This is a genomic window from Candidatus Omnitrophota bacterium (assembly GCA_016209275.1).
In the GTDB taxonomy this organism is placed as follows: Bacteria; Omnitrophota; Gorgyraeia; order Aquiviventales; family Aquiviventaceae; genus JACQWM01.
This window is the reverse complement of record JACQWM010000058.1, coordinates 1-13,956: the sequence shown is the minus strand read 5'-3', so window position 1 is coordinate 13,956 and position 13,956 is coordinate 1. Positions and strand designations below refer to the sequence as shown.

Annotated in this window: 14 protein-coding genes; all 14 read left to right on the top strand. The window is 61.1% G+C overall.

The features are described 5' to 3' along the window. Positions 1-84 precede the first annotated feature (84 nt). The 14 genes from HY737_08410 to HY737_08345 all read left to right on the top strand — a co-directional run bounded on the left by HY737_08410 (position 85) and on the right by HY737_08345 (position 13,949). Positions 85-1,290 (top strand): ABC transporter permease, encoded by a 1,206-nt coding sequence (locus HY737_08410; protein MBI4598405.1) that lies wholly within the window; start codon positions 85-87, stop codon positions 1,288-1,290. A gap of 66 nt (positions 1,291-1,356) precedes the next feature. After that, complete coding sequence (locus tag HY737_08405; GenBank protein MBI4598404.1) at positions 1,357-2,043, top strand: ABC transporter ATP-binding protein; 687 nt, start codon at positions 1,357-1,359, stop codon at positions 2,041-2,043. Positions 2,044-2,100: 57 nt separating this feature from the next. After that, positions 2,101-2,967, top strand: coding sequence for a branched-chain-amino-acid transaminase (ilvE, locus tag HY737_08400; protein ID MBI4598403.1), 867 nt, complete (start codon positions 2,101-2,103; stop codon positions 2,965-2,967). A 130-nt stretch (positions 2,968-3,097) separates the two neighbouring features. Continuing rightward, the gene (locus HY737_08395; GenBank protein MBI4598402.1) at positions 3,098-3,619 is read left to right on the top strand and encodes a UvrB/UvrC motif-containing protein; all 522 of its coding nucleotides are present in this window, start codon (positions 3,098-3,100) and stop codon (positions 3,617-3,619) included. A gap of 2 nt (positions 3,620-3,621) precedes the next feature. After that, complete coding sequence (locus HY737_08390) at positions 3,622-4,686, top strand: protein arginine kinase (protein ID MBI4598401.1); 1,065 nt, start codon at positions 3,622-3,624, stop codon at positions 4,684-4,686. Next, positions 4,686-7,139, top strand: a complete 2,454-nt coding sequence (locus HY737_08385) for an ATP-dependent Clp protease ATP-binding subunit (GenBank protein MBI4598400.1) — start codon at positions 4,686-4,688, stop codon at positions 7,137-7,139. The genes HY737_08390 and HY737_08385 overlap by 1 nt, the downstream gene beginning before the upstream one ends. Before the next feature lie 10 nt (positions 7,140-7,149). Further along, the gene (locus tag HY737_08380; GenBank protein MBI4598399.1) at positions 7,150-7,959 is read left to right on the top strand and encodes an ABC transporter permease; all 810 of its coding nucleotides are present in this window, start codon (positions 7,150-7,152) and stop codon (positions 7,957-7,959) included. Beyond that, positions 7,959-8,768, top strand: a complete 810-nt coding sequence (locus tag HY737_08375) for an ABC transporter ATP-binding protein (protein MBI4598398.1) — start codon at positions 7,959-7,961, stop codon at positions 8,766-8,768. Before HY737_08380 ends, HY737_08375 begins: the two co-directional genes overlap by 1 nt. 118 nt (positions 8,769-8,886) lie before the next feature. Continuing rightward, on the top strand, positions 8,887-9,636 hold the full coding sequence (locus HY737_08370) for an MCE family protein (GenBank protein ID MBI4598397.1): 750 nt from the start codon (positions 8,887-8,889) through the stop codon (positions 9,634-9,636). Positions 9,637-9,649: 13 nt separating this feature from the next. Further along, positions 9,650-11,008, top strand: coding sequence for a DNA repair protein RadA (gene radA, locus HY737_08365; protein ID MBI4598396.1), 1,359 nt, complete (start codon positions 9,650-9,652; stop codon positions 11,006-11,008). A 9-nt stretch (positions 11,009-11,017) separates the two neighbouring features. Continuing rightward, positions 11,018-12,028: a PIN domain nuclease gene (locus HY737_08360; protein MBI4598395.1), complete on the top strand. Its 1,011-nt coding sequence runs from the start codon at positions 11,018-11,020 to the stop codon at positions 12,026-12,028. A gap of 118 nt (positions 12,029-12,146) precedes the next feature. Further along, the gene (ispD, locus tag HY737_08355) at positions 12,147-12,878 is read left to right on the top strand and encodes a 2-C-methyl-D-erythritol 4-phosphate cytidylyltransferase (GenBank protein MBI4598394.1); all 732 of its coding nucleotides are present in this window, start codon (positions 12,147-12,149) and stop codon (positions 12,876-12,878) included. Next, entirely contained in the window at positions 12,878-13,369 is a 492-nt protein-coding gene (locus tag HY737_08350) for a hypothetical protein (GenBank protein ID MBI4598393.1), read from the top strand. Before ispD ends, HY737_08350 begins: the two co-directional genes overlap by 1 nt. Position 13,370: 1 nt before the next feature. Next, the gene (locus HY737_08345) at positions 13,371-13,949 is read left to right on the top strand and encodes a 2-C-methyl-D-erythritol 2,4-cyclodiphosphate synthase (GenBank protein ID MBI4598392.1); all 579 of its coding nucleotides are present in this window, start codon (positions 13,371-13,373) and stop codon (positions 13,947-13,949) included. Positions 13,950-13,956: the final 7 nt, after the last annotated feature.

Sequence of the window (13,956 nt, the reverse complement as noted above, 5' to 3'; positions counted from 1 at the left end):
TCGGCAGCCCGTTTCGCCTCGCACGAGGCGAAAGAGGGATCGAGCGAGGCGAAACCGGCCAGCGGCCAACACGCAGGGGGTGGGATGAGCTACGAAGGCTGGCTTGGCCTGCGGTACTTGTTCGCCAAGCGCCGCGAGCGGTTTATTTCCATCATCGCGCTGCTCTCCATCGGCGGGGTAGCACTTGGTGTCGCCGCCCTCATCGTCGTGCTGGCCGTGATGACCGGCTTTGATCACGACATCACGGAGAAACTGGTCGGCACGAATTCGCATCTGATGGTGGAGGCACCCGGCGGTTTGCGGGATGCGCAGGAGGTCATGCGCCGAGTCTCGGCGATGGATCATGTGGTCGGCGTGAGCGCGTTTGTGGCCGGGCAAGCCATCGCGCAATCCGGAGATCAAAGTCTCGGTGTCGTCATCCGCGGCATTGATGTCGAGCGGGAGGCGCGGGTCAGCAAGCTCCCATCGTATCTCGTCGCCGGGCATTTGCCAACGCACGAGCAGGAAGTCGCCATCGGCACCGAATTGCGCTCAGCCCTTCGCCTGGGGGTCGGCGATCGCCTGCGGCTGGTGAGCCCGGCGGACGGCGCAGTCCACGAGCTGGCCGTCAGCGGCCTGTTCCACTCCGGGCTGTATGATTTTGATCTCATGGTGGCGGTGGTCTCGATTCCGAAAGCGCAGCAGATCCAGCGGCTCGGTCCCTTGGTCACCGGAGTCAGCGTCTCGGTTGATGATCTGGAGCGCTCGGTTTCGATCGCCAAGAGCCTGCAGCAATCCTTGGGGCCAGGGTTTCGGGTCAGCACGTGGATGGACCGATTTTCCGCGCTCTACGGCGCCTTGCGCGTTGAAAAAACCGTCATGTTCGTGATTCTCACGTTGATCATCGTCGTCGCCGCGCTCCAGATCATGTCGATGCTCATCATGATCGTGATGGAAAAAACGAAAGATATCGGCGTGCTGCGGGCCCTGGGGGCCACGCGGGGCTCGATCGCGACGTTGTTTTTCTCGCAGGGCTGCACCATCGGGATCATCGGCGTGTGCGTGGGCGCGGGGCTTGGCATGGCGCTGGCCGCGCGGCTCAATGCCATCTTGCAATGGGTGGAACTGACGTGGGGGATGAGTTTGTTTCCGCCGTCGGTCTATTATCTCGACCAGATCCCGACCCTGGTCAAGACCGGCGATGTCGCCGCCATCGTGGTCGCCACCCTCGCGCTGACGATGCTCGCTGGCACCTACGCGGCGGTGCGCGCCGCTCGGCTGGCTCCTGTGGATGCGCTGCGCTATGAATAGCCAACCAATCAGGTGGCCAAGTGACCGAGTGGCCACGTGGCCACATGGCCACCGGGCCACGAACAGATGATTGAAACTCGTGATGTGTGGAAAGAATACCGCATGGGATCGGTCACGCTGCAAGTGCTCAAAGGCGTCACGTTGTCCATCGACGCTCACGCGTTCGTCGCAATCGTCGGGCCCAGCGGGGCGGGCAAGTCCACGCTGCTGCATCTGCTCGCCGGCCTTGACACGCCGACGAAAGGGGCCGTGCTCTGGGATGGCGTGGATGTCTCGAAGCTGGGCGACGGAAAGCGCTCCGCCTTTCGCAACCGGCAGCTTGGCATCGTGTTCCAGTTTTATCACTTGCTTCCGGAGCTCTCGGCGTTGGAGAATGTCATGCTGCCGGCACTCATCGGCGCCCAGCGAGGCCGCCGCGCGCTGAGGGCGCGCGCCGGCGAGCAATTGAGCCGGGTGGGTTTAAGCGAGCGCGCGCGCCATCGGCCGCGGGAGCTCTCGGGGGGCGAGCAGCAGCGGGTGGCGATTGCCCGAGCGCTCATGAATCAGCCCCAGGTGCTCTTCTGCGATGAGCCGACGGGCAATCTCGATTCCACAACCGGCGCCGAGGTGATGGAATTGTTGATCGGCATCCACCAGTGCCACCGGGTCGGGCTGGTCGTCGTGACGCATCAAATGAAACTGGCGGAAGCCGCGGATCGCGTCATCGTCTTGCAAGACGGCCGCATGCTTGAGGCGCAAACTGCGAAGAGATGATGACACAGATTGCTAACTGATGATGACGCAGATGAGGTTCGAGAGAGGGGGGATTTCATGAAAGTGTATCTCAATGGAAAATTTGTGGAGCAGTCGCAGGCGGTGGTGTCGGTGTTCGATCATGGGCTGCTCTACGGCGACGGCGTCTTTGAGGGCATCCGCTCCTACAACGGCCGCGTCTTCAAATTGGCGGAGCACATCGCCAGGCTTTTTGAATCCGCGCATACGATCATGCTCAGGATTCCGATGGGCCAGGCGGAGCTGAGCAACATCGTGAAGGAGAGCCTGCGAATCAATAAGCTCAAGGACGCCTACATCCGGCTGGTGGTCACGCGCGGCGAAGGCGATCTGGGGCTGGATCCGCGCAAGTGCGCGAAGCCCACGGTGTTTGCCATCGCCGATAAGATTCAGCTCTATCCGAAGCAGCTCTACGAGCGCGGGCTGGAACTCATCACCGTGGCCACCCAGCGCAATGTGCCGGAAGCGCTGAACCCCCAGATCAAATCGCTGAACTATCTCAATAACATCCTGGCGAAAATCGAAGCGATCAACGCCGGCTACGAAGAAGCCATCATGCTCTCGCACTCCGGCTATGTGACTGAATGCACCGGGGAGAATCTCTTCATCATCAAGGGCAACGCCCTCGTGACACCCCCGCCCTACATCGGGGTGCTGCGCGGAATCACCCGGCAGACGGTGATGGAGCTGGCCGCCAAACAGCGGCTCCATGTCAGCGAGGAGCTGCTCACCCGCCATGACCTCTTCAACGCGGATGAGGTCTTCCTCACCGGCACCGCCGCCGAGATCGTGCCCGTCGTGAAAATCGACGGCCGCGTGATCGGTCTTGGCAAGCCTGGCTCGATCACCAAAAAACTCCAGGCCGCTTTCCGCCAGCTCACCAAAACCGAAGGCGTCAGGTATTAAGATGGTGGATTTCCTGAAGTACCCTTGATCTTTGCCAGGGACGAGAAACCTGGTACACTATATCATTGGGTATCTAGCCAAGTTTAAGGACGCTTAAAATCACGTAGTCGCAAACGACAAGAAAAGCCCCATGTTGTGCGAAATTTGTAAACAAGCGCAGGCGACGGTGCATCTGACCGAGATCGTCAACGAGCAGATGACCGAGCTGCACCTGTGCGAGCAATGCGCCAACCAAAAAGGCGCTCAAGTGGAAAGTCATTTCGGGCTGGCCGATTTGCTCTCGGAGCTGGCGGATTTCAGCAAGCAGCCGGAGGCGGAAGAAGCCCCTGTTAAAACGTGCCCCAGCTGCGGCATGACCTACGAGGACTTCCGGAAAGTGGGCCGCTTAGGCTGCGCGCAATGTTACACGACGTTTAAGCGTAGCCTCGGCAGCCTGCTCAAGCGCATCCACGGCTCGCCGATCCACCTGGGCAAGTCCCCGGCGCGGCTGGTGAAGCCCGCCGCGGCCAAGACCGAACTGGCGGAGCTGAAGCGCAAGCTGGGACGGGCGATTGAGAAAGAGGAGTTTGAAGAGGCGGCGCGATTGCGGGATCAGATCCGCCGCATGGAGCAGCAGCAAGAGCAGCAACCGAAGAAGAACAAAACAGAGTAACCATGCCAAAAGAAATTGATGAGTTATTGAAACAGCCCAGCGAGTGGCTGCGGGGGGCCGGGCCGGTGTCAGATATCGTGATTTCCAGCCGCATCCGTCTGGCCCGCAACCTGGAGCCGTATCCGTTTGCCACGCGGGCCACCAAGGCCTCCCAAGCCGAGGTGTTGAAGGCGGTCAAAGACGCCCTGCCGAAAGCCGCCTCGCTCGCCAACCCGCTGCTCGTGGATATGGGGGAGATCACCGAGGTAGATCGGCAGTTTCTCCTCGAGCGGCATCTCGTGTCCCGCGAGCACATCGTGCATGCGGAGCATAAGGCGGTCGCCATCGGGCAGGGCGAAGTGATCAGCATCATGATCAACGAAGAGGATCATCTGCGGCTTCAGGTGATGCAGTCCGGGATGAACCTGCGCGACGCGTGGGAGCTGATCAACGCGCTGGATGATGAGCTCGCCGAAATCCTGCCGTACGCGTACTCCAGCGACTGGGGCTATCTGACCTGCTGCCCGACCAACACGGGGACGGGGCTGCGCGCCTCCGTCATGGCCCATCTGCCGTCGCTGGTGATCACGAAACAGATCAACAAAGTGCTCCACACGATCACCAAGCTCGGCCTGACGGCGCGCGGCCTCTACGGCGAAGGGACTGAAGCCTCCGGAAATTTCTTCCAGATTTCGAACCAGGTGTCGCTCGGGCGGCCGGAAGAGGAGCTCATCGAGAACATCGAGCGCATTGTGAAAGAAGTGATCCATCAGGAGCAGGCGGCGCGCGAGGCCCTCATGGCGAACAACCGCAATCAGCTGGAGGATCGGATTTGGCGCGCGTACGGGCTGTTGCGCCACGCGAAGACCATGAGCTCCGGCGAGGCGCTGGATTTGCTCTCGGCCGTGCGGCTCGGCGTGGATTTAGGCGTGATGGACGGGCAACTCACTCGCAAGACGGTGAATGAGCTGTTTCTGTTCTCGCAGCCGGCGCACTTGCAGAAGCTGGAAGGCAAGACGCTCTCGGCGAAGGAACGCGACGCCACCCGCGCGCAATTGATTCGCACACGACTTGGAGGCCAAACCTAATGTTCAATAAGTTTACAGAGCGGGCGAGAAAGGTGATTCTGCTGGCGAAGGAGGAGGCCAAGCGGTTCAACCACGACTACATCGGCACCGAGCACATTCTCCTCGGCCTCATCCGCGAGGGCGAGGGGGTGGCCGCGGCCGTCTTGCAGAAGCTGGGCCTCTCGCCGGAGAAAATCCGCTTGGAGGTGGAGAAGCTGGTCCAAAGCGGGCCCAGCACGATGGTCTCCGGCGACATCCCCTTCACGCCCAAAGCGAAGAAAGTCATTGAGCTGGCGATGGAAGAAGCCCGCAGCCTCGGCCACAACTACATCGGCACGGAGCACTTGCTGCTCGGGTTGATTCGCGAAGGCGAGGGGGTGGCCTCCCAGGTGCTCATGAATCTTGGGCTGGATCTCAATCGCGTGCGCAACGAAGTGATCACGCTGCTTGGTTCCTCGGCCCCGGCCACGCCCTCAGGGGCGGGGGTCAAAACGAAGACGCCGGCGTTGGATGCGTTTGGGCGCGATCTCACACAGCTGGCGCGCGAGGGCAAGCTGGATCCGGTGATCGGCCGCAAGGAGGAAATCGAGCGCGTGATTCAAATCTTAGCCCGCCGCACGAAGAACAACCCGGTGCTGCTCGGCGAGGCCGGGGTGGGCAAGACGGCCATCGTCGAGGGCCTGGCGCAAATGGTGGTGAAGGGCGATGTGCCGGAGATTTTGCGCGACAAGCGGGTGGTCATCCTGGATTTGGCCCTCATGGTGGCGGGGACCAAGTACCGGGGCCAGTTTGAAGAGCGCATCAAGGCGGTCATGGATGAAATCCACCGCAACGAGAACGTGATGCTGTTCATCGACGAAATCCACACGCTGGTGGGGGCGGGATCGGCGGAAGGGGCGATCGACGCGTCGAACATCCTCAAGCCCGCCCTCTCCCGCGGAGAGATCCAGTGCATCGGGGCGACGACCCTGGATGAGTACCGCAAGTACATCGAGAAAGACGCCGCCCTTGAGCGGAGGTTTCAGACGGTGATGGTGGAGCCGCCGTCGGTTGCGGAGACGATCGAAATCCTGAAGGGGCTGCGCGACAAATACGAAGCGCATCACCGGGTGAAATATCTGGATGAGGCGCTGGAGGCGGCCTCCAAGCTTTCTGACCGGTACATCGCCGGCCGCTTCCTGCCGGATAAGGCGATCGACCTGATTGATGAAGCCGGTTCGCGCGCGCGCCTCTCGGTGCTGACCGTGCCGCCGGAGATCAAAGATCTCGAAGAGCGCATCGAGCACATCCGCAAAGAAAAGGAATCCGCCATTAAAGGCCAGGATTTTGAGCTGGCGGCGTCGTTGCGCGACCAGGAACGCGAGGCGCGCGAGCAGCTCGATAAGACCAAGGGCGACTGGAAAAAAACGAAGGGCGAAGCCATGCCGGTCATCACGGCGGAAGACATCACCGTGATCCTCTCGAAATGGACCGGCATTCCGCTGGTGCGCCTTGAAGAAAAGGAAACTGAACGGCTCCTCAAGATGGAGGAGGGGATGCACAAGCGCGTCATTGGGCAAGAAGAGGCGATTGCTTCGATTGCCCGCGCCGTGCGCCGCTCACGCGCCGGGATCAAGGACCCGCGGCGGCCGATCGGCTCCTTCATCTGTCTTGGCCCCACCGGTGTCGGCAAAACCTTGCTCGCCCGAGCCCTGGCCGAGTTCATGTTCGGCGATGAGGAGGCGCTCGTGCAGCTCGACCTGTCCGAGTACATGGAGAAATTCAATGTGTCCAGGCTCGTCGGGGCCCCGCCGGGCTATATCGGCTATGAAGAGGGCGGACAATTGACCGAGCGCATCCGCCGCCGACCGTACTCCGTCGTGCTGCTGGATGAAATCGAAAAAGCGCACCCGGATGTGTTCAACATCCTCCTGCAGGTGCTTGAGGATGGCCGGCTGACCGACAGTTTCGGCCGCAAGGTGGATTTCCGCAATACCGTGCTGTTTATGACCTCCAATCTGGGGGCCGAGCAATTGCGCAAGCAAGGCAGCATCGGGTTTGCGCAGACGAAGGCCGATATGAACTTCGAGAAGATGAAGGAGCAGCTGCTCGAGGAGGTGAAGCGCGCCTTCAAACCGGAATTCCTCAACCGGATCGACGAGGTGATCGTGTTCCATCCGCTATCCCAGGACGATTTGGGGAAAATCGTCGATCTGGAGCTCGGGATGGTGCGCGAGCGGCTGCGCGAGCAGAATATTTCCGTGGAGCTGGATGCCTCGGCGAAGGCGCTGCTGGTGGAGAAAGGGTTCGATCAAGTCTACGGCGCCCGGCCCCTGAAACGCGTCATTCAGCGGCTGCTTGAAGATCCGCTGGCGGAAGCCGTGATCGCCAAGCGGGTGAAGTCTGGCACGCTCTTGCGCGCCGTCCGCAAGGGCGACACGCTCGATTTTGAAGAGGTGTCAGCGCCGGCGGAGCATCCCACCACGACGAGCTAGACTCGTCCTCATGATTGCGAGATTGAACGCCTCGTTCTACGACACGGTCACGTGGGCCGGGGCGTGGTTTGTCGATCTGTGCTGGTATGCCGGCAGCCTCTGCCTCTTGCTGGTGCGCGCGGTGGGCGGGGCGCTCAGCCGGCCCATCCGCCGCAAGGCGATCGCCTACGAGATCTGGAAAATCGGCGTGCGGTCGCTGCCGATCGTGTTTCTCTCTGCGCTGTTTATCGGGATGGTGCTCGCCTTTCAGAGCGCCTACCAGATGCAGCGCCTCGCCGCGGAAATCTATATCGCCAGCCTCGTCGCGCTCTCCATCGTCAGAGAGATCGGCCCGGTCATTACCGCGCTGATCGTTGCCGGCCGCGTGGGCTCCGCCATTGCGGCGGAGCTTGGCACCATGAAGGTCACCGAGCAGGTTGACGCGCTGCTCACGCTGGGCGTGAGCCCGGTGAGTTTTCTTGTGGTGCCGCGCTTCATCGCCCTGCTCATCGGGTTGCCGATTTTGACCTTGTGGGCGGATGCGGTCGGCATCTTCGGCGGGTTCGTCATCGGGACGGTCAAATTGGGCACTTTACCGAGCCTCTACTGGAAAATGACGACGCTGCCGCTCGTCTTCAAAGATTTGTTCTCCGGGCTCCTCAAATCCGTGACCTTTGCGATGATCATCTGCGTCGTGAGCTGCTTCGAAGGATTTCGCACCGAAGGGGGCGCCGAAGGCGTCGGGCGCTCGACAACCGCGGCCGTCGTCTCCTCCTTCATCTTGGTGATCGCGGCCGACTGTTTATTGACTGCGCTGTTCTACTTCGTGTGGCATTATTGATGATTGTCGTCAAGGATCTGTCGAAAAGTTTTGACAGCCACCTGGTGCTGGATCATGTGACTCTCAGCATCCAGACCGGGGAGACCATGGTGATCATCGGGCGCTCCGGCTGCGGCAAGTCCGTGCTGCTGAAGCACATCATTGGCTTGATGCAGCCGGATGAGGGCCAGGTCGTCGTCAATGGCGCGGACCTGAATGCGCTGGGCGATGAGGAGCTGAGCCGGCTCCGCTTGAAGTTCGGCATGCTGTTTCAGGGGGCCGCGCTCTTTGATTCGATGACGACGTTTGAAAACGTGGCGTTTTCCTTGCAGGAGCACACGACCATGGACCGCGAGGCCATCGCGCAGCGCGTCCATGAGTGCCTGCAGCTGGTCGGCTTGGAAGGGATTGACGATCGGTATCCCTCGGAGCTCTCCGGCGGGATGCGCAAGCGCGCGGGGCTGGCCCGCGCCTTGGCGCTGAATCCAGAGATCATGCTCTACGATGAACCGACCACCGGGGTCGATCCCATCATGGCGGACATCATCAATGAGCTCATCGTCACGCTCCACGATAAATTGCGCGTGACGTCGATCGTCGTCACGCACGACATGAACAGCGCCTACAAGGTGGCGGATCGCATCGCGATGCTTTACAATGGAAACATTGTGCAAGTCGGGGCACCTGAGGAGATTCGCGCCTCGGAGCAGGCGGTGGTCCGGCAGTTTATCGAGGGCAAGGGGACCGGGCCGATTCAGGAGGGGTTGCCGGATCGCCGGGTGCTCTCACGCTGGTCCACGCGAACGAAAATCAGGATCTCTAGAGGATAAAATAGTAGTCTAGTGACCACGTGGCCTGGTGACCAAGTGGGCCTAGTGCAAGGCAGGGTTACATGGCCACCCGGTCACTTGGTCACCTGGTCACTCACAGGAGGTTTGCTCGTCGACAATGACACGACGCTGGACGTTGGAAATCAAAGTGGGCGCGTTCGTCATTCTCGGGGTGGCGCTGCTGACCATCTGCGTGTTTGCGATCGGCGATCTGACGACGGTGTTCTTGCCCAGCTATCGGCTGCGCGTCATCTTTGATTCGGCCAATGGCATTACCGAGGGTTCGCCGGTCCAATATGCGGGTGTCGAGGTCGGGAAAGTGGCGGGGGTGCGCATTCTGCAGGCGGCGGATCGCATCGCTCCCCGCGTCGAGCTCACGACCCGATTGCCATCCGCGGTCACGGTTCGCAGCGACGATCAGGCGGCCATCAGCACGTTCGGTTTGCTGGGGGAGAAGTACCTCGCCATCGCCCCGGGCCCGGGTGCTGGCAAGGTGCTGGGACGCAACGAGCAGCTCATGGGGCAGCCGCCGGTGTCCACGGAACTCGTCATCCAGCGCTCGAATGAGGTGTTGACGGAGTTGAAGTCGACCTTGGAAGGCATCAACACGCTCGTGGGCGATCCCGAAGCCCGCCTCTATTTGAAAGAGGCCGTGCGGGAGGCCCGGGACGCGACGCGCAACTGGAAGCTCGTCGGGGAGCGCCTGAATCTCGCCATGTCGTACGCCGAGTCCGGACAGGGCAATATCGGCAAGCTCTTGTTCGACGACGACCTCTATCATCGGGTGAGCGGTTTCGTGGATGATCTCCGCGCGCATCCGTGGAAGCTCGTGGTGCGGCAGCCGGCACGCCCAGCCACCAAAAAATAAGCTCCCTCGCAGCATGCCGAAAGTCAAATCGCTCTATGTGTGTCAGCAGTGCGGCCACCAATCGGTGAAATGGCTGGGCCGGTGTCCCCAGTGCGGAGAGTGGAACTCGCTCGTCGAAGAGCTCATCGAGCCGCTCTCGGTGTCCGGCGGGGCCGTCGCCGAGGCGTTGGCGGCCCCCACCCCGCTGGCGGAGGTGTCCCTGGAGGATGCCGCCCGGCTGCGCACCGGCGTCGGCGAATTTGATCGGGTCTTAGGCGGCGGCATCGTGCCAGGCTCCGCGATTCTCGTCGGAGGCGAGCCGGGGATCGGTAAATCCACCCTGCTGCTGAGCCTGGCTGGCTCGCTCTCGGCGGCCGGGGCGGCGGTCGTGTATGTCAGCGGCGAAGAATCATTGCGGCAAACCAAGCTGCGCGCCACCCGCTTAGGGCTGAGCGCGGCGACCGTGCAGCTGCTCTCAACGACGCAGCTGGACATCATCCTGGCCGCCATCACGCAAATCAAGCCGCAGGCCGTGATTGTGGATTCGATTCAGGTCATGGAGACCGAGGCGCTCTCTTCTGCGGCCGGCTCGATCGGCCAAGTGCGCGCGTGCGCCCAAGAGCTGGTGCGGCTGGTGAAGGAGCGCCACAGCGCCTTGTTTCTCGTCGGGCACGTGACGAAGGAGGGATTCCTGGCCGGCCCGAAGGTGCTGGAGCATCTCGTGGATACCGTGCTCTATTTCGAGGGCGAGCCGACCAGCGGCTTTCGGGTGTTGCGATCCACGAAAAACCGGTTTGGCGCCACACACGAGATCGGGGTCTTTCATATGACCTCTGAAGGATTGGTGGAGGTCACGAATCCGTCCGAGCTCTTCTTGAGTGATCGCACGGAGGCCGTGCCCGGCTGCATGGTGACGGTCAGCCTGGAAGGCAGCCGGCCGCTGCTCGTGGAAGTGCAGGCGCTGACGAGCCCCTGCGGCATGGGGCTGCCTCGCCGGCGGGCGACGGGGATCGATTTCAACCGGCTGTCGATGCTGCTGGCGGTGTTGGAGCGGCGGGTGGGATTGCACCACCTCGGGCAGCAGGACGTGTTTGTCTCATCGCTCGGCGGGGTGTCACTCATGGAGCCGGCCGCGGATCTGGCGATGGCGATTGCGATCGCCTCCAGTGTGCACGAGCGGCCAACAAAGCGGCGGGATCTCGCCGTTGGGGAGGTGGGGCTCACCGGCGAGGTGCGCCCGGTGGCGAATATTGCGCAGCGACTGCATGAAGCCGCGCGGTTAGGGTTTCAGCGCTGCGTGGCGGCGGTGCCTCGCGGCGGCGTGGCCTGTGCGGGGCTTGAGGTGATTCCCGTGCGGCATGTGAAAGAAGCTGTCACGTTATCCCTTTCCTAGGAGCGGTCCATGAATCTTCGATTTGTTCGCATCGGATTTATCATCATCAGCGCGTTACTCGGCTCGCAGATCATCCGCCAATCGTCGGCGGGCTTCGGGATCCTCGGCGCGCTGGTGGGCGGGGTGGCCGGCGCGGCGTTGATGGGGGTGGAAGCGCTCATCCACCGTGTCGGCCGGGTGTCCGTCCGCGGATTCTCTGCGGCGGTGTTCGGCTTGCTCTTCGGCATTCTGATGGCGAAGCTCGTCGCGGATGCGGTGGGATTGCTGCCGCTTGAGGAGAACACGATCGGCGCGACGCGCGTGGTGCTGACCTGGATGTTCTGCTATCTCGGCATGACGATGGCCCTGCGGGGCCGGGATGAGTTCAACGTCATTATCCCGTATGTGCGGCTCGTGCGGCATGACCGCGGCGAAGAATCGCATGTGATCGACACCAGCGCCATCATCGACGGTCGGCTGCTGGATGTGTGCAAGGCGAAGTTTCTCGAGGGGAAGCTCATCATCCCCTCGTTCGTCCTCAAAGAATTGCAGATGGTGGCCGACAGCGCCGATCCGCTGAAGCGCAGCCGAGGCCGCCGCGGGCTCGAAGTGCTCAAGCAGCTGCAAGCGCTCAACACCGTGGATGTGCGCATCCATGAAGAAGATTTTCCCGCCATCCGCGACACCGATGAGAAGCTGGTGAAGCTGGCCCAAGTGCTGGGCACGCGCGTCATCACGAGCGACTACAATCTCAATAAGGTGGCCGAGCTGCAGCACGTCAGCGTGCTGAATGTCAATGAGCTGGCCCAAGCCCTTCGACCGATCGTCCTGCCGGGCGAATCCTTGGAGATCAAGCCGATTAAAGAAGGCAAGGAGCATCACCAGGCCGTGGCGTATCTCGATGACGGCACGATGGTGGTGGTCGAAAACGGCCGCGCCCTCATCGGCCAGCCGGTGCGCGGTGTCGTGACCAGCGTGCTGCAGACGGCCGCCGGACGCATGGTGTTTGTCAGACCGGAGAACAATCAGCCGAAGCGCTGAAATCGTCATGGCACGCAATGACCAATAACCAAACAGATCACCTATTCTTATTTGGGTATTCGGTCATTGGTACATTGGTCATTGTTTGGTTATTGGTGCTTGGTAATTGGTAATTTCAATGAAACCTCGTAAATTACTGAGAAGGGTGGCGGCGATTGTTCCGGCGGCGGGCGCGAGCCGGCGATTTGGCGCCAACAAACTGTGGAGGCCGGTGGCCGGCGCGCCATTGCTGGTGCATGCCCTTCGCGTGCTGCAGCAGCATCCGTCCATCCGGTGGATTATCCTGCCGACGCGCGCGACGGATCGACGGCGCGTCGAGGTCATGCTGAAGCGGCACGGCATCACGAAGACGACGTTGTGCGTCGGCGGGGCCTCACGGGCTGAATCGGTGGCCAAGGCGTTTGCGGAAATCCCCGCGGCGGCGGACTGGGTGTTGGTGCATGACGGGGCCCGGCCGTGCCTGAGTCGTGCCGTACTGACGCGTTCGTTAAAAGCCGCGGCACGCAACGGGGCCGTGGCATGTGGCCTGCCGGCGTCGCTGACGGTGAAATCGGTTGATCGGCGAGGCCGTGTCGAGCAGACGCTGGATCGCAACCGGCTCTGGTTTGTCCAAACGCCGCAGATCATCCGCCGGGATTGGTTCGCGAAAGCGCTGGCGGAAACCAATGGAACACTCGCGCGCTATCCGGACGACGTATCGATTGTCGAAGCCGCCGGCTTTCCCGTCCGCATGATCCTCGGCGATCCGCTGAATATCAAAGTGACGACCAAAGAAGATATGGTCCTTGCAGAGGCGATTCTTCGGCGTTGGTCATCGAACCTCAGACATCGGTCCCGACGATCAGGTTGATGTCCGATCCTTTATCAGTAGCTAAGATCAAGCGATATGGCTTTGATGCGTTCATTTTGTTATGTGGAGCGCCGAGTCTCTACTGGCTTTTCCATATCCTCAGCGGGTTTGAGTTGAATTCCGAAGGAGTAAAGGATCAGCTCTCAGGAATGTACTTTCTTCATTGGTGGCAGCATCCATTCGTTGTCAATATTGCGCAGACGGTGCTCATCTTGATGATTCCGGCGTTGGGTGTCTTCAAACGTCGGCCATGGGGGTTGACCATGGCACAGGTTCTAGGAACGTTTTTCATTATAGTTGGGGGTGGGGTGTTCCTCATATCGCTACTAGGCTGGCTGATGGATGAGTGGGTTGGAGGTATCCCCGGTAATCGGTACCCAGGGATTCTTCCGCTAGGTGGTGCCGTGATTTGGATGGTGTACTTTAGCCGACCACAGGTGATTGCTCAATTTAAGGTATCCCCTGTCAGCAGCACGGCACCGGATGGGTGAGATGAGGGTTGGAATCGGATACGATGTGCATCGGTTTCATGGGAAGGGGCCGCTGAGGCTCGGGGGGATCATTGTGCCGTCGGCGCGAGGGCTCTTGGGCCATTCGGATGCGGATGTGCTGCTGCATGCGGTGGCCGATGCGCTCTTCGGCGCGATTGGCGCTGCGGATATCGGCGAGCAGTTTCCGTCGAGCGATTCCAAGTGGCGCAAGGTCAACAGCCGTCGGTTCATCGACGCGGCGATCCGTCAGGTGCGACGCAAGGGATTTGCGGTTGCCAACATCGACGCCACCGTGGTCGCGGATACGCCGAAGCTCATCGGCTACAAAACGAAGATGGCGAAAGCCATCAGCGCGATGCTGAAGATTGCCCCGAGCCAAGTGTCAGTGAAAGCGAAAACCACCGAGACGTTTTGCCCGGGCAAAGAAGGGATTGCCGCTCAGGCGGTGGTATTATTGGACAAGGCAAAAGGCAAAAGGCAAAAGGCAAAAGGAAAAAGGAGAGGGGGGACATCTTTCCTTTTGTCTTTTTACTTTTTACTTTTGCCTTGTCTTTGGGCGCGGTCTGGGGCGACGCCATAGGGAAGGG